Genomic DNA, 26,138 nt, shown 5'->3' with positions numbered 1-26,138 from the left:
GTCCGCCGCGCGCGGCTCTGCCCCCACCCCGCCCGAGCCCCGCGCCTCGAGCGCCGGTTCGGGGGCCGCCCGCAGGGCAAAGCCGGTCATCCCGCGCTCCCCGGGCTGGAGTGCCACAGCTTGCGCGGGGTCTGCGTGCCCTCGCCGGGCGGCCGGAGGTCCGCCCAGGGGTTCATCCGGTAGCCGGTCGGCAGCTCGATGCGGCGCCCGGTGTCCGCCGGACCGCCGCCGGAGGCGGCCGGCGCCGCCAGCCGGGCCGCCACCGCGTCGAGTCCGCCGGACGCGCGCAGTTCCACCAGCTCCGCGAGGTTCCACGCGGCCGCACCGACCACGCTCAGGCTCTGCGGGCCCCGGCGCTGCACGACCCCGCGGACCAGCAGCAGGAACGAGTGGAACACCGTGTGCGCGCACGCCTCGTGGCTGTCGTCGAAGAAGGCCAGGTCGACCAGGCCGGTCCCGTCGTCCAGGGTGGTGAAGATGACCCGGCGGCCGGACCGGATCGGCGGGGTCTGGGTGGCCGCCTTGGCACCCGCGACCAGCACGGTCCGGCCGTGTTCGGTGTCCCGCAGCGACCGGGCCGGGACCACGCCCAGTTCGGCGAGGAAGGCGTGGTGATCCGCCATCAGGTGCCGGGACGCGTCCATGCCGAGCACGCCGAGCTCGGCGCTGAGCCGCTCGGCCTCGTTGAGGTCGGGCAGGCCGATCCGGGCGGTGGAACGTCCGCCTTCCAGTGGGAGTTGACGGGCCTTCATTTCCCGTCCGGCCCCGGCCCGTTGGGCGCCGTGCAGTTCGGACAGGTGCAGCAGCAGGTCCCGGCGGTTGGTCCCGAACGCGTCCAGCGCGCCGACCTGAGCGAGCCGTTCGGCCACCGGCCGGCCCGGGTGTGCCCGGTCCCAGAAGTCGCGCAGGGAGGCGTACGGCTGCCCGGCCTCGATCCGGTCCGCCTCGGCACCGCTGATGCCGTGCACGTCCGCCAGGGCGAGCCTGAGCCCCCACACCGGCGGGGCACCGGAAGGCGCGTCGGACACCAGTTCGATACGGTGGGCGACCGCGGACCGGTTCACGTCCAGCGGCAGCACCGGAACCCCGCGCCGCCGCGCGTCCGCCAGCAGCAGCCGCTTGGGGTACATGCCCGGGTCGTGGGTCAGCAGGCCGGCGTAGAAGGCGGCCGGGTGGTGCGCCTTGAGCCAGGCCGACTGGTACGTCGGCACGGCGAAGGCCACCGCGTGCGCCTTGCAGAAGCCGTAGCTGCCGAACGCCTCGACGATCTCCCAGGTGCGGGCGACCACCTCGGGCCCGTAGCCCCGCTCCGCCGCCCGGCCGGCGAACCAGACCTTGATCCGGCCCTGCGACTCCGGGTCGGAGAGCCCGCGCCGCACCCGGTCGGCCTCGTCCCGTCCGCAGCCGGTCATCACGTGCACGATCTCGATGACCTGCTCGTGGAAGACCACCACCCCGTAGGTCTCGCGCAGTGCCGCCGTCAGGTCCTCGTGCGGGTAGCGGGCGGGCGCCCGCCCGTGCCGGGCCTCGATGAACGGCCGGACCATGTCGGCGGCCACCGGTCCGGGCCGGAACAGGGAGATGTCCACGACCAGGTCGTGGAAGCAGGCCGGCTGCAGCCGGCCGACCAGGTCGCGCTGGCCCGGCGACTCGATCTGGAAGCAGCCCAGCGTCTCGGCCGAGCGGATCAGCTCGTACGTGGCCGGGTCGCCCGGCGGCACCTGCGCCGGGTCGTCCAGGTCCAGCCGCTTCCCCGTGGCCCGCCGGATCTCGTCCACGGCGTGCGCCATCGCCGACTGCATCCGGACGCCCAGCACGTCCAGCTTCAGCAGCCCGAGGTCCTCCACGTCGTCCTTGTCGAACTGGGACATCGGGAAGCCCTCGCCGCTGGTGGGCACCACCGGGGTGCGGGCGAGCAGCGAGGCGTCGGAGAGCAGCACCCCGCACGGGTGCATGGCGATTCCGCGCGGCAGCGCGTCCAGCGCCTCCACCAGCTCCCACAGCCGGCCGAAGCCGTGCCGCTCCTGTTCGGCCCGTACGTCGCTCAGCTCCGGGAGCTCCGCCAGGGCGGCGCGGGCGTCGCGGGCCCGGATGTGCGGGAAGGCCTTGGCGAGCCGGTCGATGACGGCCGGGTCCATGGACAGGGCGGCGCCGACGTCCCGGATGGCGTGCCGCACCCGGTAGGTCTCGGGCATGGCGACGGTGGCGACGCGCTCGGCGCCGAACCGGCCGATGATCTCCCGGTAGACCTCCAGCCGGCGGGCGGACTCCACGTCGATGTCGATGTCGGGCAGCACCGGGCGCCGCTTGGACAGGAACCGCTCCATCAGCAGGCCGTGTTCGACCGGGTCGGCCGTCGCGATCCCGAGCAGGTGGTTGACCAGGGAGCCCGCACCGGACCCACGGGCCGCCACCCGGATCCCCATCTTCCTCACATCATCAACGACTTGAGCGACCGTCAGGAAATAGGTGGCATAGCCGTGGTGGGCGATGATGTCGAGCTCGTCGCGCATCCGGTCCCAGTACTCCCGGCGGCCGGCGTAGCCGCGCAGCACCATGCCGGCGCCGGCCCGGGACTCCAGGACCCGCTGGGCGGTGCGGTGGGCCGCGCCGACCAGCCAGGGTTCGGGGAAGTGCACCGATCCCATGCCCAGGTCGTCCTCGGGGTCGACGGTGCACGCCTCGGCGGTGCGCCGGGTGTCCTCCAGCAGGCGGCGGGCGTCGGCGGGCCGCAGGCCGGCCGCGCGGACGACCGCGTCGGCGGACCCGGCCATCGCCTCGGCCCCCTTGAGCCAGCGCTCGCCGCTGTCGAGCGGTCTGCGGGGGTCGATGGGCACGAGCCTGCGCGCGGCGTCGAGCACGTCGGCGACCGGGCCCTGGCCCGGGTCGGCGTAGCGGACGGCGTTGGTCAGGACGGCGGTGACGCCCTGCTCGGCGGCGAAGCCGACGGTGCGGGCGGCCAGCCGCAGCGAGCCGGGGCCGGTCCCGGCCCGTCCGTGGTGCACCGCCTCCAGCCGCAGCGCGTCCCCGTAGACCTCGCGCCAGGGCGTGAGCAGCCGGGCCGCCCGGTCCGGGCGTCCGGCGGCCAGCGCACGCCCCACCTCCGAGCCGGGGCCGAGCAGCACGAACACTCCCGCGCCGCCGCGCAGCTCCGGCCACTCCAGCTGCGGCACGTCCGCCGTACGGGCGTGGGCCGCGGTGACCAGCCGGCACAGCTCGGCCCAGCCGGCGGCGCCGTCGCGGGCGAGGAAGACGGCCCGGTGTGCGGATTCGTCGAGGAAGGCACCGCCCTTGACGGGGGTGCGGCGGCGCTGGGTGGTGGATTCGCTCCCGGCCGTGCGGTCGTGGTCCGGCACGGCGAGGTCCACCCCGAACAGGGGGCGGACGCCGGCCTTCGAGCACGCCTTGGCGAACCGCACCGCACCCGCGAGGGTGTCGCGGTCGGTGAGCGCGAGGGCGTCCATGCCCCGCTCGGCGGCACGCTCCGCCAGCCGTTCCGGGTGGGAGGCTCCGTAGCGCATGGAGAACCCGGAAACGGCGTGCAGATGCGTAAAACAAGTCACCCGCGCCTCCTGTTTCCCTCGGTACCCCATGGCCGGTCTCCCCCGTCTCCACCATAGACCAATTCGAATGCCCGTACGAAACGTTTGTTCGACCATCCGGGTGACCCCCGCATCACCCGTTCGCCCCTCCCCTGCTGCGCCCCTCCCCCGCCCCGCCCAGCGTGAGGACATGAGCTTCCTCGCCGAGATCAAGGACGCGGTGACCGTGCGCGCCGCACTGCTGGTGTTCGGGGTGCTGGTGCTCCAGCTCGCCTTCGTCACCTCGTACATCGGCGCCTTCCACCAGCCGAAGCCGAGCGAGATCCCGATCGCCGTGGCCTCCCCTGCGGCCCGGATCACCGAGCAGTCGGTGGAGCAGCTCGCCGAGCTGCCCGGCGATCCGCTCGATCCGCGCGCGGTCGCCGACGAGGCCGCCGCCCTGGCCCAGGTCGAGAACCGGGACGTGGACGGCGCGCTGATCATCGACCCGGCCGGGCCGGCCGACCGGCTGCTCGTCGCGAGCGGCGCCGGCGCCTCCCTGTCCCAGGCACTGGAGCAGGTCGTCGGCGCGGTCGAGAAGGCCCGCGGCCGCACGGTGCGGGTGGTCGACGTGGCCCCCGCCGCCCGCGGCGACGCCCGCGGGCTGTCCGCGTTCTACCTGGTGGTGGGCTGGTGCGTGGGCGGCTACCTGTGTGCCGCGATCCTCGCGATCAGCGCGGGGGCCCGGCCCGCGAACTCCGCCCGCGCGGTCATCCGGCTCGGCGCGCTGCTCGCGTACGCGCTCGCCGCGGGGCTGCTCGGCGCGTTGATCGCGGGGCCGGTGCTGGACGCGCTGCCCGGCAGCATCTGGGCCCTGTGGGGGCTGGGCGCACTGGTCGTCTTCGCGGTGGGCGCGCTCACCCTGGCCCTGCAGGGGCTGGCCGGCGTGGTCGGCATCGGCCTGGCCATCCTGCTCGTCGTGGTCCTCGGCAACCCGAGCGCCGGCGGCGCCTACCCGTACCCGCTGCTCCCGCCGTTCTGGCGGACCATCGGCCCGGCGCTGCCGCCGGGCGCGGGCACGTTCGCCGCGCGCTCCATCGCGTACTTCAAGGGGAACGGGGCCGGGGGCCCATTGCTCGTACTGGCGGGATGGGCGGTCCTCGGCGCGGTGGTGACGATGGCGTGCGCGGTGTCCCGCCACGGGCGCGCCGGCGCGCCGGTGGGCAGCGGCCTCCCCGCCCCTCCCGAACGCGGCCCCGCAGCCCGCCTCCCCTGACCCCTCCCGCCTTCTCCTCGGGGCTCCGCCCCGCCCCCCTCGGGGCTCCGCCCCGCCCCTCATCCGGGCTGCGCCCCGGGTCCCGTGAACGAAGCCGACCCTGAACCCAGCGGGGCTCCGGCTCCCCCGCTGCGCGGCGCCTCTGCCCCACCCCGCCCCTTCCCGAAACCGGGGCTGCGCCCCGGACCCCTCGGGGCTGCGCCCCGGGCCCCGTGAGCGGGGCTTCGGGTTGGGCGGGGGTACGGACGTTGCGCGGCGGTGTCCCGGTGTGCCCACCCGTCCCGCCCTGCGGGACGCCTGCCCACACCGCGGTAGCGCGCCTGCCCCCACTCACGCGGGGTACCGGAGGGGGACGGGGGTGGAGGCTGGGGGTGTCCGGGACACTCAAGCGTGATTTGTGGCGCGCCCCCCGCCCGACAACCGGATCCCGCTCAGCGCGCCGTAAATCATGCCGTCCCGGACACCCCCAGCCGGAGCCCCCGGCCCCCGCACCCGAAGCCCCCCAGACCCCGGGCCCCGCCCCCGCCCGGCAACCGGAACCCCGGCCCAGATGCCGACCCCGGCCCCGCCCGGCAGCCGGAGCCGGCCCGCCCCCGCCCCGTTACGCCGCCGCCCGGTGGACCACCCGGCCGCCGACCACCACCGTCTCCGCCACCGTCCCCGGAATCCGGTCCGCCGGTACCGCGAAGATGTCCCGCGAGAGCACCACGAAGTCGGCGAGCTTGCCCACCGTCAGCGACCCCCGCTCCCCCTCCAGGAAGTTCGCGTAGGCAGAGCCCATCGTGTAGCCGTACACCGCGGTCGCCACGTCCACGGTCTCCTCCGGCCGCCAGGCCGGCCCGTCGCCGGCCAGCGGCCGCCGGGTGACCGCCGTGTAGATGCCGATCATCGGGTCCATCTCGGCCACGTTCCAGTCACTGGAGAACGCCAGCACCGCGCCCGCCCCGGCAAGGCTCCGCATCGGCCACGCCTTGTGCCAGCGCCCCTCGCCCACGTTCTCCGCCCAGTCCTGGCCCGGCCCGGCGATCTCCGGCGCGCAGTGCCTCGGCTGCATGCACGCCACCACCCCGAGCTCCGCGAACCGCGGCACGTCCGCCGGGTCCAGGCACTCCACGTGCACCACCTGGTGGCGCGCGTCGCGCGGCCCGTTGACCTCCCGCGCGTGTGCGACCGCGTCGAGCACCGTACGGATGCCCCGGTCGCCGGTGGCGTGCACGAAGCACTGGAAGCCCCGAGCGTCCAGCTTGGCGAGCAGTTCGGCGAACTCCTCCGGCGGGTAGAAGGTCTCACCCCGGTGCTGCCCGCAGCCGCGCGCGTACGGCTCCAGCAGGGCCGCCGTACGCGGCTCCACCACATCGTCGATGTACAGCTTGAGCGGCCCGACCCGCAACCGGTCGTCGGAGAACCGCTCCGCCGCGCCGGCGAACTCGTCCAGGTCCGCGTCGGTCGTGCCGCGCGGGTGGAACAGCGCCGCGACGATCCGGGAGCGCAGTCGCCCCTCCTCCCGGGCCCGCTCGAAGAGTTCGAGGTCGTCCAGGGAGTTCTGCGGTTCGACCACGGTGGTGATGCCGTAGCCGATCGCGTCGTCCAGGGACTTGGCGAGCCGCCCGTACTGCCGGTCCGGGGACGCCCACGGCACACCGAGCTCGCGCAGCGCCCGGTGGCCGTCCCGGGAGAGTCCCTTGACCGCGAAGTCCTTGACGAATCCGGTGGGTTCGCCCGTCTCCGGGTCCGTCTCGGCCGTGCCGAACGGCAGGTCCGTACGGCCCGGTCCGACGCCCAGCCGGCGCAGCGCGGCCGTGTTCAGCCAGGCGGTGTGCACGTCGTACGAGAGCACGATCGCGGGGGTGTCCCCGGTGACCGGGTCCAGGTCGGCGGCGCGCGGCATCCGCCCGCCGGTGATCGCCGAGTAGTCGAAGGCCTCGGCCTCGATCCACTCGGCGTCCGGGTGCGCGGCGTGCCAGGTCCGGATCCGCTCGTGGATCTCGTCCAGGCTGCGGGCCCCGGCCAGCTGCACGCAGGCGTCGTCGGAGCCGAGCCGGACGTGGTTGTGCGCGTCGACGAAGCCGGGCAGGACCAGCCGGCCGGCCGCGTCGATCCGCTCGGTGTCCGGTCCGGCCCAGTGCTCGGCCTCACTGTCCGGGCCGACCCAGACGATGCGGCCGTCGCGCACGGCGAGGGCCTCGGCCTCGGGCAGCTCCGGGTCGACGGTGTGGATCCGGGCGCCGGTGAGCAGCAGGTCGGCGGGGATGTGCATGGGTGGTGCTCCTGTGAGGGGTGGTGGGAAGCGACGGCCAAAGCCGAACAGGACCGAACAGGACAGAACGGGACCGAACAAGACTGAACAGGACAGGACAGGACAGCGCCGTAAAGCGCCGCCCGGCATCAAGCGGCGACCGTGCTCCGGTCGGACGCCCCGCGGAACAGTGCCCAGTACGTGAGGCCGGAGACCACCGCGCCGAGCAGGGTGAGGTCCGCTCCGCCGAGCGGGGCCACCAGCGGGCCGGTCCACAGCTCGGAGTCGCAGGTCAGGGCGGCGAAGACGATGCCCGCGAGGAGGGCGGCCATGCCGGCCGGGTGGTAGCCGGAGCGGTACCAGTAGCCGCCCTCCGGCCCGGCGGAGTGCAGGGCGTGGTCGTCGTACCGGCAGCGGCGCAGCAGCATGTCGGCGAGGAAGACGCCGCCCCACGGCGCGAACACGATGATCAGCAGGGACAGGAAGGAGGTGAGGGCGGTGGTGAAGTCGGTGAGGAAGAGGGCGGCGAGCGAGCCGAGTCCGGTGATGGCGGCGCTGACCACGATGGCCTTGGCTCGGCTCCACGGGATGCCGAGGACCTGCAGGTTCAGGCTGGAGGAGTAGAGGGTGATGATCGAGTTGGTGACGGAGCCGCCGAGGACGAGGGCCAGGAAGACCGGCTGGAACCAGCCGGGCAGCAGTTCCTCGGTGCCGGCGACGGCGTCGGTCATGTCGGTCTGGGTGGCGGCGGCCACGCCCGCGATGCCCAGGGCCACGGAGGAGACGAAACCGCCCAGCGCTCCGTACCAGGTGATCGACCGCAGCGAGGTGGTGCGGGGCAGGTACCGGGTGTAGTCGGCGGGCATCGGCAGGTACGAGAAGGGGGCCGCGAGCATGATCACGAAGGCCAGGCTCCAGCCGGATGCCCCCGGGACGACGGCGGCCGGGGCGGAGGTGTCGGCGCCGGGCAGCAGGAAGGCGAGCAGGGCGCCGAAGCCGACGGCGAGCACGTAGGCCATCCAGCGCTCGGCGAACTGGACGGTGGCGTGGCCCCACAGGGCGATGACGAAGGTCAGCGCGAGGGTGACGGCCAGGGCCACGGCACGGGCGGGGGTGCCGTGCAGCAGGCCGAGGTCGCCGAGGAAGACCTCCAGGGCGAGGGTGCCGACCACCGTGTTGAGGATCGTGTACCCGATGCCGACCAGCCAGTTGAGGACCCCGGCGGGGAGGTTTCCGCGGACACCGAAGGCGGCTCGGGAGATCACCAGGGTGGCGGTGCCGGTGCGGACTCCGGAGAGCCCGGCGGCACTGATCGCGAGGAAGGTGAGCCCGCTGGCCACGACCACGGCGGTGGCCTGCCAGAAGGTGAGCCCGAAGGCGACGGCCAGGGCACCGTTGATCACGTAGGTGAAGGTGAGGTTGGAGCCGAACCAGAGCCAGAACAGGTCCCTGGCGCTGCCGTGACGCTCCCCGTCCGGAATCGGGTCGATGCCGTGCGTCTCGACCTTGAAGACCTCGTCCCGGCCGGCTTCGTCTGTGACGACCGCGTCATTCATGCGCACACCTCTGAACTGATCACGAACGGAACTGATCTCGAAGGGGAATCGATCTTGAACGCCGTTCTAAGTTCTTGAATGGCATTCAAGATGAAGGGTGGGTCACCCGGCCGTCAAGACCCTGTCCGGGATAAGGTCGGGCGAGGAGGGACCGGGGGCCGGAGCGGGAGGTCTGGAGCGGTGGCGGGAGCGGCACGGCGGAGCGACGGGCGGATCGCCCAGGAGCGGATGCTGGAAGAGGCCATGGCGGCGATCGCCGAGGACGGCCTCGCGGCCCTGACCATGTCCGCGCTCGCCGAGCGCCTGGGTACCAGCGGCGGCCACATCCTGTACTACTTCGGCAGCAAGGACCGGCTGCTGCTGGAGGCACTGCGCTGGAGCGAGGCCCGGCTCACCGGGGAGCGGGCCGGCCTGCTGTCCCGCCGGGTGACCGCTCCGCGCAAACTGGCGCTGTTCACCGAGATGTACCTGCCCTCCGGTCCCCGCGACCCGCGCTGGATGCTGTGGATCGAGCTGTGGGCCCGTACGGCCTCCAACGCCGCGCTGCGCGCCGCGCAGGAGGAGATCGACCTCGGCTGGCAGCAGGACCTGGAGGCGCTGCTGGCCAGGGGCGTGGACCAGGGCCGCTTCGCGCCGATGGACGTGCCCGCCCGGGCCTCCGAACTGCTCGCCCTGCTCGACGGGCTGAGCACCCGGGTGGCACTGGGCCAGCGCGGCGCCGACCGGCCGACGGCGGTCGCCCAGGCCGCATCGGCGGCGGCCCGCCTGATCGAGCACACCTGAGGCCTGTCCGGCGGATCAGGGCCGGGACCCCGATCCGCCGACAGGCCCTGAGCGGCAGACCCCGGGCGGCAGGCGACGGAAGTGGAACCAGCCTTGCCGAAAAAGGACTTGACGCATTTCCGCCGAATGCGCCCTACCGCGCTCCCCACCCGGCGAGGACAATCGCCGTGACGTCGTGACGTCTACCGTGGAGGAGGGAGCGCGTGCGCCAGCGGGTACGCACGGCCAACGGGCGGCAACTCATGGTGGAACGGTTCGGGGACCCGCGCGGAAAGCCGGTGTTCCTGCTCCACGGCATGCCGGGCAGCCGGCTCGGCCCCGCACCCCGCGGCATGGTCCTGTACCAGCGCCGGATGCAGATCATCGCCTACGACCGCCCCGGCTACGGCGGCTCCGACCGCCATGCGGGCCGCACCGTCGCGGACGTCGCCCTCGACGTGGCCGCCATCGCCGACGCCCTGGCCCTGGACTCCTTCGCGGTCGCCGGCCGCTCCGGCGGTGCCCCGGGCGCCCTCGCCTGCGCCGCCCTGCTGCCCGACCGGGTCACCCGGGCCGCCGTGCTCGTGGCCCTGGCCCCCCGGGACGCCGAGGACCTGGACTGGTTCGAGGGCATGGGCCCCTCCAACGTGCGCGAGTACACCACCGCGACCGCGGACCCCGAAGAGCTCGCCGCCCGGCTGATCCCGCGCGCCGACGGCATCCGCCGCGACCCCGGACGGCTCCTGGAGGAACTCCGCGTGGAGCTGACGGACAACGACAGGATGATCGTCTCGGACACCGGCCTGCGCGAGATGCTGCTGCGCAACTACCGCGAGGGCCTGCGGGACTCCGCGTACGGCTGGATCGACGACGTCCTCGCCTTCTCCCGGCCCTGGGGCTTCGACCCGGCCGACATCCGCTGCCCGGTGCTCATCTGGCACGGCGAGCAGGACGTGTTCTCCCCTGTGGGGCACTCCCGCTGGCTGGCGCAGCGCATCCCGGGCGCCACCGCCGCCTTCGACCCCCAGGGCGCGCACTTCGCCGCGTTCCGTGCGCTCCCCGAGATCCTGACCTGGCTGCTGCGGGGGCTCCCCGTGCCCCCGCAGCAGCAGCGGACGGCCTGACGGCCGGCCCGGTCACACCGCCAGCGGCTCCAGGTCCCGGTGCACCCGACGCTCGTCCCGGGCGTACCGGACCAGGTTGTGGTCCTCGCCCAGCAGCCGGGTCAGCTCCAGCACCGACTCGGCGCGGAGCCTGGCGGCCTCCTCCTTGCGGCCCAGCGAGTCCAGGCTGACCGCCATGTTGGAGGCACTCGCCAGGGTCTCCGGGTGGTGCGTCCCCAGGGCGTCGCGGAGCCGGAGCACGGCGATCCGCTCCAGTTCCAGCGCGCCCTCCGGGTCACCCAGGTCGGCCCGCGCGTTCGCCAGGTTCAGGTGCGCGAACACGGTGTGCGGGTGGTTGCCCCCCAGCACGTCCTGCATCGCCCGGATCGTCTGCCGGAGCATCTGCTCCGCCGTCTCTGCCGCCCCCGTGCCCCAGTGGAACACCGCCAGGTTGTTGACCGCGGCCAGGGTGTACGGGTGCCGCTCCCCCGGCACCTTCATGTACTCGTCGACGACCTCCTGCGCCACGTCCCGCGCCCGGCCCGGGTCCCCGGTCGCGAACAGGTCCGCGGCCAGGTTCAGGTCGCAGGCCAGCAGGTCCGGGTTGACCGAGGTGTACTTCTCCCGGTAGCGGGCCCGGGTGGCCGTGGTCAGCCGCAGCGCGTCCTCCAGCTGCCCGGCCCGGCGCAGCGACACCGCCAGGTTCTTGGCCGCCGACAGGGTGCCGGGGAAGGCCCGGCCGAGCGTCCGCTTGTAGGTCTCGTACGCCCGGCTGAGCAGCTGCACCGAATCTTCGTACCGGCCGACCTCGCGCAGGTCCCGCGCCAGGTTCTGGGCCGAGGACAGGGTGTACGGGTGCTCCGGCCCGAGCACCTCGGTGCGCAGGTCGTAGACCTCCTGGTCGATCTCCCGGGCCCGGGAGTACTGGCCGACCAGCCGCAGGTTGAGCGCCAGGTTGTTCGCGGCGGCCAGGGTCCGCGGGTGCGCCTCGTGGAAGATCTGGCTGAAGCCCTCGTGCGCGACCGTCGCCAGCTCCATCGCCTTGCCGTACTGGCCCAGCGCGGCCAGCGTGTTCGCCAGCCCGCTCATGGTCATGTACGTGTGCGGGTGCGAGGGGCCGAGCACCGCCTTCTGCCGCTCCAGGGTGACCTCGTCGAGCTCCTTGGACTCCACGAACCGGCCGCGCGAGCGGAGGATGTTGGACAGGTGGAAGCGCAGGTACAGGTACTGCAGGTCGTCGTTGCCGAGTTGCTCCCGCCAGGCCTCGCGCAGCTCCTCACCGAGCTGGTACGCGGCCTTCAGATCACCGCGCTTCCACAGGTAGCGCACCCGGTCGATGAGCAGCCGGCGGGTCTCCGGCTCGTGGCAGAGCCGGGCCTCCGAGGGCGACAGGTGCGGCCAGATGGTGTTGAAGCGCGGCCAGGTCGACGGGTTGTCGATCGGCTCGTCGTCGTCCGGCCGGGCGCCCGCCAGGACCCGGTGCACCACGTGCCGGGCCGCCCGCTGCTCCTCGTCGCTCAGCTGGGCCCGGATCACGGCCTGCACCAGCCGGTGCACCTGGATGCTGTTGCTGACCTGGTCGACCTTGGCGAGGGCGAACCGGCCGATCTCCCGGATCACCCGGCCCAGCACCAGCTTCTCCTGCAGGGAGGCGTCGTAGGGCTTGAGGGCCTCGATCATCTCCTTGCTGTAGAGCAGGTTCGCGGAGATCGGCTCGGGTGCGAAGAAGGCGCAGAGCTGGAGCAGCCGGACGGCGGCCGGCGAGCGGGACTGGAGCCGTTCTATGGAGACGTTCCAGGTGGCGGCGACGGGCTCGGGGTAGCCGGCCGGCTGGTTGAGCGCCAGCACCCGGGCCGCCTGCTGGGCCAGCTGTTCCAGGTAGGCCGCGACGGGCGTGGCGGTCTCGGCGATCCAGGCGCCGGCCTGTTCCACGGCGAGCGGCAGGTCGCCGACCGCGACCGCGACCTGCTCGGCGTCGTCCTTGGTCAGTCCGGGGGCGCGGCGCTGCAGGTGCTCGATGGACTCCTCGCGGAGGAACACGTCGACCGGCAGCGCGTCGCCGTACTGCGACCAGCTCTGGTTGCGGGAGGTGACCAGGACGTGGCCGGGCCCGCCGGGCGGGAAGTACCGCTTGAGGGCCTCGGGGTCGTCGGCGTTGTCGAAGACCAGCAGCCACCGCGAGGTGGGCACCCCGCGCCGCAGCAGGTCGATGGCCTCCTGGGAGGCGGCCGCCATGTCCTCGCCGGTCTGCGCGCCGAGCCGGACGGCGAGTTCGGCGAGGGCGGCGACCACGTCGTCGGTCTGCTCGGAGGAGATCCACCAGACCAGGTCGTAGTCGGCCATGAAGCGGTGGACGTACTCCAGCGCCACCTGGGTCTTGCCGACGCCGCCGAGCCCGAACAGGGTCTGCGGCTGGGGCAGCACCACGGCCATGCCGCCGCCGAGCTGGTCGCGCATCCGCTCCAGGACCATCGACCGGCCGGTGAAGCCGGGGTTCCGGGGCGGGGCGTTCCAGATCTTCGGGACGGTGCCGGGGAACCGGGGTCCGGGCCCGGAGGCGCCGGCGCTGCCGTCCACCAGGGCGAGCGGCCGTTCGACGGCCCGCAGCAGGGCGGCGGTGGCGTGCACCTCGTCCAGCCGGAACAGGTCGACCGGGTTTCGGTCGATGTAGGGGGCGGAGAGGCGTACGTCGCCCACCCGGAGCGCCACCAGCTGGCGGCGGCCGCCGGTGGGGTCCTCGGCGGCGGCCCGCTCCCACACGTCGACGGCGCGCGCGGACTTCAGGTAGGCGGCGGACAGCAGGAAGACGGTGCGGGCCGCGGTGTCGACGCTGAACCCGGCTCCGCCGAGCGTGTCGCCGGGCGCGGTGTGGGAGGGGCGCTCGGCGGAGACGTCGCGGGGCACCACCCGGAACCCGGCGCGGGTGAGGACGGACTCGATCCAGTCGGCCCACATCCGGTTCTCGGCGACGTACGAGAGGAACAGGTCGGCGGGCAGGGCGGGGCGGCGGCGGGTGAAGGCGTCCCGGATGCGGAGGCGGACCTCCTCGCCGATGACGGGCATGGCGGTGATCTCGCCCTCGGTGACCACGGTGGTGAGCCGTTCGAAGGCGGAGAGCAGGGAGTTGGTGAGGCCGGCCTCGTCGCCGAAGGTGGCGAGGGTCTCCTCGTAGGCGTAGTAGGGGCGGTAGGGGATCTCCACGGCGCCCCAGTAGGCGGTGGCCTCGTCGCCGGCCAGGCCGGTCGGGAAGCGGTCGAACTTGAGCCGGGCCAGGGCGCGGCCGGCGTCGGCCTTCTCCTTCTCGCCCTCGTCGATGCGCATCGGGACGGGGTAGATCTTGATGCCGCGGTCGCCGAACCGCTCGTCGATCTGGCGGGCGACGGAGGCGGCGCCGTCGATGGACTGGTCGGAGAGGGTGAAGCAGTCGACCAGGACGTCCGGGAGGTGGACGGTGCAGATGTCGGCGATGTCGGAGAGGCCGGTCCGGCTGTCGATGAGGACGTAGTCGTAGTTGCGCTTCATGTCCTCGCGCAGGGCGTCGAAGAACAGGCCGCCGCCGAGCCGGTCGTAGAAGTTGTCCCAGTCGAAGGTGGACACGGTGGCGGAGTACTCGCGGTTCTGCCGGCCGGCCGAGACGAAGTCCAGGGTGCCGCCGTCGGGGAACTCCCAGCCGAGGGTCTCGGGGGTGAGGGAGACGGCGTGCGGCTGGATCCGCGCGTAGTCCTTGTGCCAGTCGTCGGGGCGCGGGTCGGGCCGGGTGGCGGCCCAGGCGTACTCGCTGATCAGGTCGATGACGCCGGTGGTGGCGCCCAGGGTGGAGGGGTCCAGGAAGGGGTGGAAGAAGCGGTGCAGGCCGGGCGCCTCCAGGTCCCAGTCCACGGCGAGGACCCGCCTGCCGTTGGCGGCGAGGATCCAGGCCGTGTTGGCCAGGGCCATGGTCCGTCCGGTGCCGCCCTTGTACGAGTAGAAGGTGACGATCCGTCCGTCACGACTGGCTGTCATCCGTGTCCCCCCGGTCCGTGTCAGTGGGTGCGTCGCTGCCGTGCTCGGTGCCGTGGTTCGTGCCTCGTTCGGCGTCGGGCGGGAACGGCGCTCGCGGCGGTGGCGGCGCGGGCGGCCCGTCCGTTCCCATCGGACCGTGCAGCCGGGGCCGTTCGGTGTGGGCCCGGCCGGCCGGTGGATACACCTGGGCGTGTCTGAGGTACTGCTGGGCGGCGGCCTCGACCACCTGCGGCAGGAGCTGGCCCAGGGTTTCGAGGTTGGCGACTCCGTTGGCGGCGGCCCGGCAGGCGATCCGGGCGCGGCTCATGGTGACCGGCATGGTCTCCTCGAGCTGCCGGACCAGTTCGGCCTCCTGGGCGCGGCTCTGGTGGTCGTAGCGGTTCCAGGGGACGACCACGCTGACCCAGGGCCGGGGGTCCTGGTCGAAGGCGGCCAGCCGCTGCCGCCGGTGCTCGTCGGCGAGCGCCCAGCGGTCGATGATCAGGATCTCGGGGCGGACCGGCGGCTGTTTGCTGTCGAAGTGTCCGGCCTCGTCGTCGAAGGAGGCCGTGGTGGTGCGGTAGTTGAGGTTGCGGACCAGGTCCTCGGCGACGTAGGCGACGGGCCGTTGCGCGACCGGGTGGTACGGGTTCCAGTCCAGGGCGCTGTCGCCGTAGTACTCGGAGCTGCGGCCCTCCGGCAGGTCGTAGCGGGAGCCGGCGGCCACGGTGACCTGGAGGGACTTGGCGGTTCCGCCGGGGGTGCCGAAGGCACTGGGCACCACCCGGTAGTCCAGTGGTCTGCTGACGTCGAGGCGGACGGATTCGGCGACGCGCACGATGCGCTTGGCGAGTTCGTACACCGCCCGCTCGTACTGCTCGGCGTAGCCGCGGAGTTTGATCAGCCCGTAGAGCCCGTCGGTGACGTAGCGGTCGCCGAAGGTGTTGTGGTTGAACTGCAGCCGCTCGGCGGGGCCGGGCAGTTGGGAGGGCGGCACGGGAACCCACAGGGCGGGCACGATGGCCTCGGCGGGTTCGTTGTTCATCGCGCCGTGCCGGACGGTCCGGGTGGCGAAGGCGAACCACTCCTTGCCGCACATCTGGCTGGCGAAGTAGCGCGGGGAGAAGAGGGGCACGAAGACCCGGCAGGTGGCGAGGGCCGCGCCGAGGCGTTCGGACCAGCCCTCGCCGCTGCGTATCTCCCGGTCCATGAATCCGGCGTCGGATCCGGCCGGGAGGTCGGTCAGCGCCATTACATGGCTGGAGAGATCACGGAAGAGCCGTTCCACCCACATGTCGGGATCGGGCCCCCCGGCCCCGAATCTCGGTGTGTGCGCATAGCTGAGAAAAAAGTACGGCTGCACTGATGCGGGCACCTGACCCCCGTCCCGGTGATGCGAGCGAAGAAACATCATTCCGGAGCAGCTTCACCACATCCCCTCATGGTTCAGTCAATCAGCGTCTGTTTTCGGTCATCCAGGCGAGGGCGTGGTCGACCGCGTCGTGGAGCGAGAAAAGCACGGTGTCCGCGCTGCCCAGTCTTCCCCGGCGCACCAGGGATTCCGGGAACTCCTTGCCGATCAGCGCGAAATCACTGTCGTCGAGCACCACGTCCTCGAACTCGATCCATTGATCACCCCCCGGTAGGTTCACCACGCACGCGTACATCCGCAAGGGGGGCTTGGGAATTCGGTACTCCGCGAGATGGAAGGCGGTGCAGACGGAAAACCCCACATTGATCATGAGTACATCGGCCCCCTCCCAGCACAGGGCCCCCAGCGGTGACTCCTCTCCCAGGTGGCAGGACAGCCGGTGTTCCGCGAGGAGCCGCCCGGCGTCCCGCCCGAGCGCCGCGAAGGAGCTCTGCGGGTGGTCGCTCCGGTGGGCCCCGGGGGTCGTCCGGACCGCCTCGGCCAGTGCCCCCATCCGCGGGCTGGGGGTGCGCTCCGGGTGGAAGCCCGGCATCCGTTCCCGGAAGAGCCGCACCTCCTCGTCGGTCATCCCGTCGATGCGGGTCAGATGGGCGGTGGAGGTGTTGGAGTTCTCCGGGGTGAACGCCGGGACCACCAGGGTGCCGCGCGGGCCGAGCACCCCGATCAGCGCGTCCCGCAGGGTCTCCGCGTCCAGGCCGGTGCCGCCGAGTGCGGCGTGCACCAGGAGCCTGGATCCGGGGCGCACCCCGGCCAGCCTCAGCCGCACCGCCAGGGCCAGCGCCCCGGGGGCGGGACTCACGCCTCCACAGCCTTGAGTTCCCAGCGCATCTCCTCGACCAGCCGCCGACCGCCGCTGGTCAGTTCCGCCGCGCCGGCGAGCCGGTCCAGGGCCCGGCGGATCTCCTCCGCCTCCCCCGGCTCCCCTCCGGTGGTGGCCCGCCGGTACGCCTCCACGGCCACCCGCTCGTGTACGTCGGCCAGCAGCCGGGAGACCGGCACCGGGTGGCGGCGCCAGGGCGAGCGGTGGCTCCAGGCCCCGTCCAGCGCGTACAGGTCGGCCACCTCGGTCAGCGAACGCAGCCGGGCCCGGCGCCATCCGGTCAGCAGGGCCAGGGCGGTGTCCCGGACCCCGGCGGCGTAGGGGAGGCCGAGGGCCCCCGGCCCGTGCCGCCCGGCCTCGCCCCAGCCGCCCGCCAGGGGCCCGCCCGCCAGCGGGGTGAGGGTGGTCAGGCCGGCGAGCGCCGCCCGGGCGGGGTCCGGGACGCTGCGGCGCAGCAGGGCGGCGGCCGCGTCGAGCCGGCGGATCCACTCCTCGGCCTCGCCGGCGCCCAGCCGCAGCCTGGGGGGCCGGGCGAAGCAGGTGCGGTAGGGGTCCAGGTCGTCCAGCGCAACGGCCGGACCGTCCGGGTCGGGCAGCCAGCTCCGCACGGGCTCCCAGCGCGAGTCCCCGGCCGCCGGCCCGAAGCGGTGCTCGGAGCGGCCGTCCCGTACCAGGAAGCCCTCGTCCGTCACGGCGAGCGCGGCCCGGCCCTCGGTGCCGGGCTCCCCGAGCCGCAGCAGGCCCAGCGTCGGCAGGTACACCTCGCCGTCCCGGTAGGGCAGCTCGGCCGGCGCGTCCAGCCCGCCGCGCAGCACCGCGGCGGCGGCCAGCGCCGCAAGCCGCCGGGCCGCCTCGGCGGGGTCCGCCCGCTGCGGCCGCTCCGGCCCGTCCGCCCCGGCGGCCCGATCGGATCCGGCGGCCCCGCCGGCCCTCCCCGACCGGTCCTCGCGGACCGCGTCCAGCGCGGCCAGCACCCAGCTCCGGGTGTACGGGTGGGCCAGTACGGTGTCCAGCGCTGCCGCGCCCGCCTCCCCGGACGCCTCCACCGCGGCCACCCACGCCCAGGCCCGGTCCCAGTCCTCCCGCCCCGCCAGGTCGGCGTGCAGCCGGGCCAGCAGGGTCCTCGTCAGCTCCTGCTGGGCGGCGTCGAGTTCGGCCGGTGAGGGGGTCGGGACGGCGGTCCGGCTCTCCACCCCGTCGACGAGTTCCCGCAGGTCGGCGCAGTAGACGGAGGGGTTGTCGAAGCCGCTCCCGGTCCGGTGCCGGTGGGTGTAGAGGCCGCCGCCGCACGAACGTACGACGGGGCAGTGGCGGCATTCGGCGCTGACCCCGGCCAGTCCGAGCTGCCGGGCCCGCACCCCCGGGTGGGCGGCGACCTCGTCGAGGGCGTGGTCGAAGACGTTGAACCCGGTGGCGGCCGCCCCTTCGTAGGCGCTCTTGAGGGAGTCCACCTGCTCCAGAGTGCCGTCGGTCTCGACGACCACCAGGTCGGTGGGGGCCAGGCCCAGGGACTCGGTCAGGCTGGGGCCGCCGGCGAGGGTGCTGAGCAGGGACTCGAACAGCCTCACGGGCACCGGGCGGCCGAGCCGCTCCCAGCGGTCGAAGACCGTCAGCAGCCACCGCGCGTAGCTGTCCCGGCTGCCGTCGGGGCGGGCCGGCGGGGTGTCCCAGGTGGCGTGCGGGAGCAGGAAGTCCACCCGTGGGGGCGCCAGCTCCAGCAGCGCGTCGAGGACGGCGACGGGGTCATTCTCCACGTCCACCGTGCAGAGCAGGCCCTGGTAGAGGTGGCGGTAGGGCTCCGAACGGAGCAGCTCGACGGCTCCGAGGACCAGCGGGTGGCTGGTGCGGCCGTCGGCGAAGCGGCGGTGCCGGTCGTTGGCGGCGCGGTCGCCGTCGAGGGAGACCCCGACACGGACGCCGAACTCGGCGAAGAGGTCGAGGTAACGACTGCTGAGCTGCAGGCCGTTGGTGTGGATCCGCAGGTCCAGGGCGGCGGTCCCGGCGAGGGCCCGGGTGAATTCCTCGCAGACCAGGCGGAGTCGGGCCGGTCCGGCCAGCAGGGGTTCCCCTCCGTGGAGGATCACCGTGACGGAGGGGAGTTCATGGTCACGGGCATGGTCGGCGAGCCTCGACGCGGCCTTGGAAACGACCTCCGGGGAGATAACCTTCGGCCGGGCCCGCCAGCTCTGATCTGCGTGTTCGTAGACATAGCAATGATCACAAGCAAGATCGCATCTGCTGTGAACCTTCAGGACGATCTCGCGGAAGGCGATCAGGCCGGTCATTCCACCAGTCTAGAGCGGTTACTCCGGTGTCAGAGCGCGGAATTGAAGATCGGCGCGGAAATCGGACGACCGGATTCCGACGGAAGCACCCGGGCGAGCGCGGAGGCCGCGGAAGTGCTGCGGACGTCGATCTCCCCGAGCGGGACACGACGGCTCTTTGCACTGGTCGAAGGGGTTGCGGAAGTCTTCACGGTTCCGTCCTGGGGTGAGGCCATGTGGAATGGGCATGGAAATGACAACAGCGACGCGCTAGTGTCAAGCGTGGACTTTACTCTTCCACGACCCATTGGCAACCGGGACATGAGGCCGGGTCAAGCGTTCTATCGAAAGAGTGAGCAAGAGGGCCAGCGCCAGAGCAGCCGACTAGGGGGGTCGCTGTGAAGGATTTCTCCGCGTCCGGATCACCGGGCAGCATGACGTTCCGGCACGAGGATCTTCCCGCTCTCTTCCACCACACCGACCGGGCCGCGGTCTCCCGCCAGCGGGAGTCCGCCCAGGCCACCCGGGTCCAACTGCTGCTCCTCGTCCTCGCCGCCGCCGCGGCCGCCCTCCCCTCCGAACCGCACCTCGGCCCGGTCCGGCTCTTCGGCGCGCTCAGTGTGCTGGCGTACGCCGGGGTCCTGGCGGTGGGCGTACGGGCGACCCGGCGCCGGGCCCGGCCGCAGTGGCAACTCAACCGCAGCGCGGCGGAGTTCATCAAGTCGCTCGCCTGGCGGTACGCGGTGCACGGCGCTCCGTTCGGCAGCGGGCCCGAGGACGCCGAACAGACCTACCGCACCCGGCTGGAGGCCGGACTGGCGGAACTGGCGAAGATGGGCTGGGAGGACCCGCGCGCGGCCGGCCTGGTGCCGCGGGACGGTGAAATCACCGGTGCCATGCGGAAGTTACGGGGGCTCGGCTATCAGGTGCGCCGGGAGACCTACGTCCGGGACCGGCTGATCGAGCAGCGGAACTGGTACCGGCGCCGGACCGAGGTCTCCCGCCGGGCCACCTCCCTGTGGTCCTGGAGCATCGTCCTGCTGACCGGCCTGGGCCTGCTGTTCGCGCTGTTCGGGGCCTTCGGGACGGGACCCGCGGCCCGGCTCACCGGACTGGTCAGCGCGGCCGCCACGGCCGGGATCGCATGGAACGAGGTCCGCCGGCACCACCCGCTGATCGAGGCCCACACCCTCGTCGAGCAGAACCTCGCGGCGATGATGGTGGTGATGCAGACGACCATCACCGAGCAGCAGTGGCCCTCGGCGGTCTACGAGACCGAGCGCTACGTCTCCCCGCAGCACACCGACTGGCTGGCCCGGCACAGCAGTTGACGGCAGGTCATCGCATGGACCCGCGGAGTGCGGCGCCGGTCGCGCGGCGCCGTCAGTCGCGGACCGCGCCGGCCCGCCAGATCACGGTGACGGGCTTCCCGAGCCCGCGCGCATAGGCCACGATGTCGCCCGTGCCGCCCCGGCCGCGGGCGGGCAGACCGTCCCAGACGGCCACCAGCCGGTCGCAGGAGTCCGCGATGTAGGTGCCCGCCGCGTAGTACGCGTCGTCGGTCGAATGGGCGAAGTCCATCCGGATCTCCCGGTCCGCCCGCCGCTTCAGCCGGTGGTAGCCGGCCAGCGACTCGGCGTCCTCGAAGGCGTCCTCGTAGTCCTCGCTGGGAATCACCACCGTGAGGTCCGCCCCGCACTCCAGGGCGATGTCCGCGAAGAGCTGGTCCGCTCCCTCGGCCAGGCTGGAGAGCGCCTCCAGCGGCCCGCGGTGGTCGCCGAGCACCGCCCGGAGCCGGTCTTCCACGTGCCCGAGCACCTCAGCAGGGATCGACCGGTGCCCGGTCACCCCGATGCGCTTCATCCGCGTTCCCCCCGAAACAGCGTGTACCCCCTGGACATCCTCCCAGAAGGCGGAAGGACGTCCAGGGGGCCGCACGGGGCGCACGGGATCAGTAGACGCTCACTCCGTAGGCGCTCAGCGCCTCCGTGACGGGCTGGAAGAAGGTCGTCCCGCCGCTGGAGCAGTTGCCGCTGCCGCCGGAGGTCAGGCCGACCGCCCGGGTGCCCGAGTACAGCGGGCCGCCGCTGTCGCCGGGCTCGGCGCACACGTTGGTGCGGATCATGCCGTACACGATGTCGCCGCCGCCGTAGTTCACGGTGGCGTTCAGTCCGGTGACCTGGCCGCTGTGGATGCCGGTGGTGGAGCCGCGCCGGGTCACCGACATGCCGACGGTGGCGTTGACGGCCGAGGTGATGTCCTGGCTGCCCACCGTGCCCGGGTGGGAGAGGGAGGTGTTGCTGTACCGGATCAGGCCGTAGTCGTTGTTGGGGAAGCTGGACCCGACGGTCGGGCCGATGGCGGTGGTGCGGGCGGAGTTCGTGTACCAGGTCCCGGCCCCGTCGGTGCAGTGGCCGGCCGTCAGCACGTAGTACGTGGAGCCGCTGCGCACGTTGAAGCCCGCCGAGCAGCGCCAACTGGTGGCGTAGATGGCGTCGCCGCCGGACAGCAGCTTGCTGAGCTTGCCGGGGGTGCGCTCGATGCGCAGGGCCCCGGCGTCGCGGCCCGCCTCCCGCTTGATCTTCGCGATGTCGGCCGCGCTGACCGTGGAGTCGGCGGTGACCACCAGGGTGCCGGTGGCGGGGTCGGTGTGCCAGGCGGTGCCCGCGACATCGGCGCGCAGCACGGAGGCGTCGGCCGAGGCGAGCCGGTCGGCGCTGTAGCCGCCCGAGGGCGTGTCGTCGGCGGTGGCCGCCGCGGCGGGTACGGCGAGCGCGGCGATGGCGGCCAGGCCCGCCGCGATCGCGGCCGCCCGGGTGGGGGTGATGCGCTTGATCCTCACTTCTCGTCCTCCCGTGGGGGGTGTGTGGGGGTTCGTGAGGCGCAGTCAGGCGCGCTTGGGGATCTGTCCTGGACGAAGTCCTCGGGGGAAGAACCCGGATGGGGATTTTGGCCGTGTCCTGACAAGCGCTGCTCGGGAGTCTCGTGTCCTTCGTCAGCCGTCGGCAAGGGCTGGAATCGGCCTCTGCCCGCGCCCGGCCGCCGTGCGGGCGCGTGTGCCGCCCGGCGGCGGGCACGGGCGGGTGACGGGAGTGGCGAACGCGCAGGCGGGGGCCGGGCCCGGTCGGTGACGGCCGCTGCGGAGCCGTCGGCGGCCGGGGGCCCCGGCCGGGGAAGGGCCGAGCGCGCGCCGGCCGGGCCGCGGGGCGGGACCGGCCGGGCCTGCTATCGCCCGCGCCGGGCGCGGGACCGCCGGTCGGGGGTGCACCGGCCGGTGGGAGGCCACCGCCGGCGGCGGGGGTGGGCACCACTTCGCCGGCGTCCTCACGCCAATGGCCGGGAACGGCCGGAATTCGACCTTCCGGGTGGTCGGTGCGCCCGGGGTCCCCCCGGACCGAGTCCGGGGGGCCGGCGCCGGCGAAGGCCAGGGGCCGTACGGGCCGGACGGCGCGTCCCCCCGGTGTACGGGCCCCTGCTGCAGCCCCGCGGCCGCGTCGTCGCTCATGCCGTTCATGATTTCCACACCCGCGCGTGACATGCGGGTGCGATAGGCCGTACGGGCCTGAGGTCGCACGGAACTGACGCCGCTGGAGCTGAGGAACCCTCAGCAGCCGTCGCAGGGGCAGCAGCAGTCACAGCCACCGCAGCCACAGTCGTCGCACTTGTGGCAGCAGCCCTCGCGCTTCTTCCGCGACCAGGGCCCTTCGTACTCCTCGGCGCAGCACAGCTTGCAGGTGCAGAACAGCCCGATGGCCGCGGCACAGCCCGCGAGGAAGCCGCGGGGCTGCGGCCGCTGCGGCTGCGGAGCGCCGAAGAAGCCGGGGCCGCCCGGGCCGCCGGGTCCGCCGGGTCCGGACGGCGGCATGCCCGGTCCACCCGGTCCGCCGGGGGCGCCGCCGCCGTACGGGGCGCCGCCGTAGGGGTTCCCTCCGTAGGGGTTCCCGCCGTACGGGTTGTGGCCGGCGCCCTGGCCGCCGTGCGGTCCGGCACCGCCGTGGGGACTTCCGCCGTACGGGCTGCCGCCGTACGGGCCCTGGGCCGAGTTCGTCGCGGTGTGCCCGCAGGAGCTGGTGCCGAAGGCACGGTCCACCGAGCTGCGCAGCTCGTGCACCAGCAGCCGGTGGGCCAGGCCGCCGTCCGCGAACTCGGCGTCGCGCAGGGCGAGCCGGATGCCCTGCAGCGCGTCCTCGCAGAGCCGCCGGGCCTCGGCGAGCGGGGTGCCGGTGGCGTCGAGGGGGTTCCAGGCGCCGGCGGTCCGGTCCTTCTCCAGGTCCTCGACCGCGTCCAGGAGGTGCGCGAGCCGCCCGAAGTAGCGGCCCGCCTCGGCCAGCGCGGGAGCGTTGCCCGGCCGGCCCGCCAGGGTCGCGGTATGGGCGAAGGCGGCGGCGGTCGCGGTCTCCGTCGGCTCCGTCACCACGAGCACCGGCGTACCGGGGCCGGCCAGCGCCTCGATGCCCGCCTGCCGGTCCACCGCGTCCACCAGCACGGCGGTGTCGAAGCCGAGCGAGGCCCCGGTCCGGGCCCCGGCCCGGTCCCAGCCGCGGGCCACCCGGCGCGCGGCGGCCGCCATCGGCGCCCGGGCCAACAGCCCGTCCCGGTCGGCCACGTGGTCGCGCACCTTGGCGGAGGCCAGGACCAGCGAGACGGCCGCGGCCAGCCGGGCGCCCTCGCCGTTGGCCACGGGAGCGGTGCGCATGCCGCGCAGCGGGCAGGGTCCGGCGGTGCGCCGGGTGCCCGCGACCGGGCCCGACTGAGCCTCCGTCAGAACGGAGACCAGCAGCCCGTCGTAATTGGTGACGATGCGCGAGGCCTGTCCGTGTTCGCCCCGAAGTGCCAGGCAGAGCCCGCAGAGATGGGCCATCCACTCCGTTTTGAACCGCTCACCGAGCCGGTGCGTGCAAGGTCTGACGATGCCGAACAAAGTGGGTCCCCCGGGTGTTGCTCGTGCGCTTCCGGGGCATCGTATCCAGCCAGTGCCTTCACCCGTACGTCCGCCGTGGCCACCCGGACGGAGGCAGTCGTCGTATTTTCACTCAGACAGCAGCGGTAGCTCCCTTGAACCCTGAGCGTGTACCGGATGTTCTGCACCAGTACCGTCACGAAACTCCTGCGCGGCGGCTATCCACTTGGCGCGTTGTCAGCATCATGGACGACCATAGGGATTGCGGAGATGACACAACAGACGACAGCCGCGGTGAAAGGAGGCGTCCCATGGGTTCGGTGCGCAAGGCGAGTGCCTGGCTCGGTCTCGTCGAGGACAGCGACGACGAGCGCTACTACGACGACGAGTACACGGAGGCTTCGCAGGGTTCGCACGCCGGCGACCAGTGGGTCACCGACCCCCGGGTGAAGGTCGCTTCGGACTCGGCCGTCGGGCGGGGCCGGCGGATCGCCACGGTCACCCCGGACGGCTTCCGCGACGCGCGCGGCATCGGCGAGCTGTTCCGCGAGGGCGTGCCGGTGATCGTGAACCTGTCCTCGATGGACCCGGCCGACGCGAAGCGCGTGGTCGACTTCGCGGCCGGCCTGACCTTCGGCCTGCGCGGCTCGATCGAGCGGGTGGCGACCAGGGTCTTCCTGCTGACCCCGGCCGACACCCAGATCGTGAGCGGTGAGCCGGGCGGCCGGGCCGCCGACGGCTTCTTCAACCAGAGCTGAGCGGGGCGCTCACCGGCCGCGGTCTAACGGAACGCGTCGAGCCCGGTGAGTGCCTTGCCCAGGACCAGCTGGTGCATCTCCACGGTGCCCTCGTAGGTGAGCACCGACTCCAGGTTGGTCGCGTGCCGCATGACGGGGTACTCGAGGCTGATCCCGTTCGCGCCGAGGATCGTGCGCGCGGTGCGGCAGATCTCGATCGCCTCACGGACGTTGTTGAGCTTCCCGAAGCTGATCTGCTCCGGGCGGAGCGTGCCGGCGTCCATCCTGCGTCCCAGGTGGTGGGCGAGCAGGATCCCCTTGTGCAGTTCCAGCGCCATGTCCGCGAGCTTGGCCTGGGTGAGCTGGAAGCCGCCGATCGGGCGGCCGAACTGCTCCCGGGTCCGCGCGTAGTCGAGCGCCGCCTCGAAGCTGGCGCGGGCGGCGCCCATCGAGCCCCAGACGATCCCGTAGCGGGCGTGGCTCAGACAGCCGAGCGGGCCCTTCAGCCCGGTGACACCGGGCAGCACCGTGTCGGCGGGCAGGCGTACGTCTTCCATCACCAGCTCGCTGGTGACACTGGCCCGCAGCGACCACTTGTGCTTGATCTCCGGCGCGGCGAAGCCGGGGGTGTCGGTGGGTACGGCGAAGCCGCGGATGCCCTCGTCGGTCTGCGCCCACACGACGGCCACGGCGGCCACCGAACCGTTCGTGATCCACATCTTGCGGCCGTTCAGCACCCAGTCGGTGCCGTCCCGCTTGGCGTAGGTGCGCATCGCGGCGGGGTCCGAGCCCACGTCGGGCTCGGTCAGTCCGAAGCAGCCGATGAGCTCGCCGGCGGCCATGCCGGGCAGCCAGCGCTGCTTCTGCTCCTCGGAGCCGTAGCGGTGGATGGCGTACATGGCGAGCGAGCCCTGCACGGAGACCAGGGAGCGGATGCCGGAGTCGGCGGCCTCCAGCTCCAGGCAGGCCAGGCCGTACTGCACGGCGCTGGCGCCGGCGCAGCCGTAGCCCTCCAGGGACATGCCGAGCGCGCCGAGGGCGCCGAGCTCCCGGGCCAGCTCCCTGATCACGGGGAGCTCGCCCGTCTCGTACCACTCGGCGACGTGCGGCAGCACGCGGTCGGCGGCCCAGGCGCGGACGCTGTCGCGGATGGCGAGGTCCTCGGGGCTGAGGAGATCGTCGATTCCGAGGGGATCGGTGGGCACGAACACGGTGTCGCCTCCGGGCGGGGTGCGGGGTTGTGCGGAACCTTGCACTGCGAGTTTTTCCGCGCCGACGCTAAAACGCGCTGCCGGGCCCAGTCCACCCCTTCCTTGCGCGGGGGCGCGGGTGCAGGGGCTCCGGGCGGCGGGGCAGGGGGCTGCCGGGCGGGGCCGGGGGCTTCGGTTGCCGGGCGGGGCCGGGGGCTTCGGATGCCGGGCGGGGGCGGGGCCCGGGGTCTGGGGGGCTTCGGGTGCGGGGGCCGGGGGCTCCGGCTGGGGGTGTCCGGGACGGCATGATTTACGGCGCGCTGAGCCGGATCCGGCGGGGGAGCGGGGGGCGCGCCACAA

At 73.3% G+C, this 26,138-nt stretch carries 17 protein-coding genes; 5 read left to right on the top strand and 12 right to left on the bottom strand.

Going from position 1 to position 26,138, the window contains the following annotated elements; genetic code table 11:
- Positions 1–86: 86 nt before the first annotated feature.
- Positions 87–3,593 carry a DNA polymerase III subunit alpha gene (locus ACGFQ9_RS29295; RefSeq protein ID WP_393577919.1) on the bottom strand — a complete coding sequence of 1,169 codons (3,507 nt, stop codon included), beginning with the start codon at positions 3,591–3,593 and terminating at the stop codon, positions 87–89.
- A gap of 139 nt (positions 3,594–3,732) precedes the next feature.
- Here ACGFQ9_RS29295 and ACGFQ9_RS29290 point away from each other — a divergent pair, with 139 nt between their 5' ends.
- Entirely contained in the window at positions 3,733–4,797 is a 1,065-nt protein-coding gene (locus tag ACGFQ9_RS29290) for a DUF3533 domain-containing protein (RefSeq protein ID WP_393577917.1), read from the top strand.
- A 601-nt stretch (positions 4,798–5,398) separates the two neighbouring features.
- Here the strand turns inward: ACGFQ9_RS29290 and ACGFQ9_RS29285 are convergent.
- Entirely contained in the window at positions 5,399–7,054 is a 1,656-nt protein-coding gene (locus ACGFQ9_RS29285; RefSeq protein ID WP_393577915.1) for an amidohydrolase, read from the bottom strand.
- Between the two features lie 128 nt (positions 7,055–7,182).
- Positions 7,183–8,589, bottom strand: a complete 1,407-nt coding sequence (locus tag ACGFQ9_RS29280) for a purine-cytosine permease family protein (RefSeq protein ID WP_393577913.1) — start codon at positions 8,587–8,589, stop codon at positions 7,183–7,185.
- A 180-nt stretch (positions 8,590–8,769) separates the two neighbouring features.
- Here ACGFQ9_RS29280 and ACGFQ9_RS29275 point away from each other — a divergent pair, with 180 nt between their 5' ends.
- Together ACGFQ9_RS29275 and ACGFQ9_RS29270 are read left to right on the top strand one after the other, a co-directional pair.
- Entirely contained in the window at positions 8,770–9,372 is a 603-nt protein-coding gene (locus ACGFQ9_RS29275; RefSeq protein WP_393577912.1) for a TetR/AcrR family transcriptional regulator, read from the top strand.
- 203 nt (positions 9,373–9,575) lie between these two features.
- Positions 9,576–10,475, top strand: a complete 900-nt coding sequence (locus ACGFQ9_RS29270; RefSeq protein ID WP_393577911.1) for an alpha/beta fold hydrolase — start codon at positions 9,576–9,578, stop codon at positions 10,473–10,475.
- A gap of 12 nt (positions 10,476–10,487) precedes the next feature.
- Here the strand turns inward: ACGFQ9_RS29270 and fxsT are convergent, their stop codons facing one another.
- Genes fxsT through fxsA form a run of 5 tightly spaced genes read right to left on the bottom strand, consistent with a single transcriptional unit; the run spans position 10,488 to position 19,187 of the window.
- Positions 10,488–14,456 (bottom strand): FxSxx-COOH system tetratricopeptide repeat protein, encoded by a 3,969-nt coding sequence (fxsT, locus tag ACGFQ9_RS29265; RefSeq protein WP_393577910.1) that lies wholly within the window; start codon positions 14,454–14,456, stop codon positions 10,488–10,490.
- On the bottom strand, positions 14,440–15,846 hold the full coding sequence (locus ACGFQ9_RS29260; RefSeq protein WP_393578177.1) for a TIR-like protein FxsC: 1,407 nt from the start codon (positions 15,844–15,846) through the stop codon (positions 14,440–14,442). Before ACGFQ9_RS29260 ends, fxsT begins: the two co-directional genes overlap by 17 nt.
- Before the next feature lie 43 nt (positions 15,847–15,889).
- Positions 15,890–16,666 carry an aminoglycoside N(3)-acetyltransferase gene (locus tag ACGFQ9_RS29255; RefSeq protein WP_393577908.1) on the bottom strand — a complete coding sequence of 259 codons (777 nt, stop codon included), beginning with the start codon at positions 16,664–16,666 and terminating at the stop codon, positions 15,890–15,892.
- A complete protein-coding gene (gene fxsBH / locus ACGFQ9_RS29250) occupies positions 16,663–18,972 on the bottom strand; it encodes a radical SAM/SPASM protein FxsBH, inactivated beta-hydroxylase extension form (RefSeq protein WP_393577907.1) in 2,310 nt (769 codons plus the stop codon). Before fxsBH ends, ACGFQ9_RS29255 begins: the two co-directional genes overlap by 4 nt.
- Before the next feature lie 29 nt (positions 18,973–19,001).
- Positions 19,002–19,187: an FxSxx-COOH cyclophane-containing RiPP peptide gene (gene fxsA, locus ACGFQ9_RS29245; RefSeq protein WP_393577906.1), complete on the bottom strand. Its 186-nt coding sequence runs from the start codon at positions 19,185–19,187 to the stop codon at positions 19,002–19,004.
- 198 nt (positions 19,188–19,385) lie between these two features.
- Here fxsA and ACGFQ9_RS29240 point away from each other — a divergent pair, with 198 nt between their 5' ends.
- On the top strand, positions 19,386–20,282 hold the full coding sequence (locus ACGFQ9_RS29240) for a DUF4231 domain-containing protein (RefSeq protein WP_393577904.1): 897 nt from the start codon (positions 19,386–19,388) through the stop codon (positions 20,280–20,282).
- 52 nt (positions 20,283–20,334) lie between these two features.
- Here ACGFQ9_RS29240 and ACGFQ9_RS29235 read toward each other — a convergent pair whose 3' ends face one another.
- The 3 genes from ACGFQ9_RS29235 to ACGFQ9_RS29225 all read right to left on the bottom strand — a co-directional run bounded on the left by ACGFQ9_RS29235 (position 20,335) and on the right by ACGFQ9_RS29225 (position 23,872).
- On the bottom strand, positions 20,335–20,814 hold the full coding sequence (locus ACGFQ9_RS29235; RefSeq protein ID WP_393577903.1) for a hypothetical protein: 480 nt from the start codon (positions 20,812–20,814) through the stop codon (positions 20,335–20,337).
- A gap of 88 nt (positions 20,815–20,902) precedes the next feature.
- A complete protein-coding gene (locus tag ACGFQ9_RS29230) occupies positions 20,903–21,793 on the bottom strand; it encodes a S1 family peptidase (protein ID WP_393577902.1) in 891 nt (296 codons plus the stop codon).
- Between the two features lie 762 nt (positions 21,794–22,555).
- Positions 22,556–23,872: a DUF5685 family protein gene (locus tag ACGFQ9_RS29225; RefSeq protein ID WP_393577900.1), complete on the bottom strand. Its 1,317-nt coding sequence runs from the start codon at positions 23,870–23,872 to the stop codon at positions 22,556–22,558.
- A gap of 290 nt (positions 23,873–24,162) precedes the next feature.
- Here ACGFQ9_RS29225 and ACGFQ9_RS29220 point away from each other — a divergent pair, with 290 nt between their 5' ends.
- Positions 24,163–24,609, top strand: coding sequence for a cell division protein SepF (locus ACGFQ9_RS29220; protein ID WP_393577899.1), 447 nt, complete (start codon positions 24,163–24,165; stop codon positions 24,607–24,609).
- Between the two features lie 23 nt (positions 24,610–24,632).
- Here the strand turns inward: ACGFQ9_RS29220 and ACGFQ9_RS29215 are convergent, their stop codons facing one another.
- Positions 24,633–25,799 (bottom strand): acyl-CoA dehydrogenase family protein, encoded by a 1,167-nt coding sequence (locus ACGFQ9_RS29215; RefSeq protein ID WP_393577898.1) that lies wholly within the window; start codon positions 25,797–25,799, stop codon positions 24,633–24,635.
- Positions 25,800–26,138 lie beyond the last annotated feature (339 nt).

This window comes from Streptomyces sp. NPDC048603, assembly GCF_043199475.1.
Lineage (GTDB): Bacteria > Actinomycetota > Actinomycetes > Streptomycetales > Streptomycetaceae > Streptomyces.
Note: the sequence above shows the minus strand (reverse complement) of the source record. Positions and strands in the feature narration are given on the sequence as shown.

Bases quoted from the DNA above. Each gene is read 5' to 3' on its own strand.
- ACGFQ9_RS29295 (WP_393577919.1), bottom strand. From the start codon at position 3,593: ATGGGGTACCGAGGGAAACAGGAGGCGCGGGTGACTTGTTTTACGCAT.
- ACGFQ9_RS29285 (WP_393577915.1), bottom strand. From the start codon at position 7,054: ATGCACATCCCCGCCGACCTGCTGCTCACCGGCGCCCGGATCCACACC.
- fxsA (WP_393577906.1), bottom strand. From the start codon at position 19,187: ATGGCCTCACCCCAGGACGGAACCGTGAAGACTTCCGCAACCCCTTCG.
- ACGFQ9_RS29220 (WP_393577899.1), top strand. From the start codon at position 24,163: ATGGGTTCGGTGCGCAAGGCGAGTGCCTGGCTCGGTCTCGTCGAGGAC.
- ACGFQ9_RS29235 (WP_393577903.1), bottom strand. From the start codon at position 20,814: ATGAAGCGCATCGGGGTGACCGGGCACCGGTCGATCCCTGCTGAGGTG.
- fxsBH (WP_393577907.1), bottom strand. From the start codon at position 18,972: ATGACCGGCCTGATCGCCTTCCGCGAGATCGTCCTGAAGGTTCACAGC.
- ACGFQ9_RS29240 (WP_393577904.1), top strand. From the start codon at position 19,386: ATGACGTTCCGGCACGAGGATCTTCCCGCTCTCTTCCACCACACCGAC.
- ACGFQ9_RS29290 (WP_393577917.1), top strand. From the start codon at position 3,733: ATGAGCTTCCTCGCCGAGATCAAGGACGCGGTGACCGTGCGCGCCGCA.
- ACGFQ9_RS29280 (WP_393577913.1), bottom strand. From the start codon at position 8,589: ATGAATGACGCGGTCGTCACAGACGAAGCCGGCCGGGACGAGGTCTTC.
- ACGFQ9_RS29260 (WP_393578177.1), bottom strand. From the start codon at position 15,846: ATGTTTCTTCGCTCGCATCACCGGGACGGGGGTCAGGTGCCCGCATCA.
- fxsT (WP_393577910.1), bottom strand. From the start codon at position 14,456: ATGACAGCCAGTCGTGACGGACGGATCGTCACCTTCTACTCGTACAAG.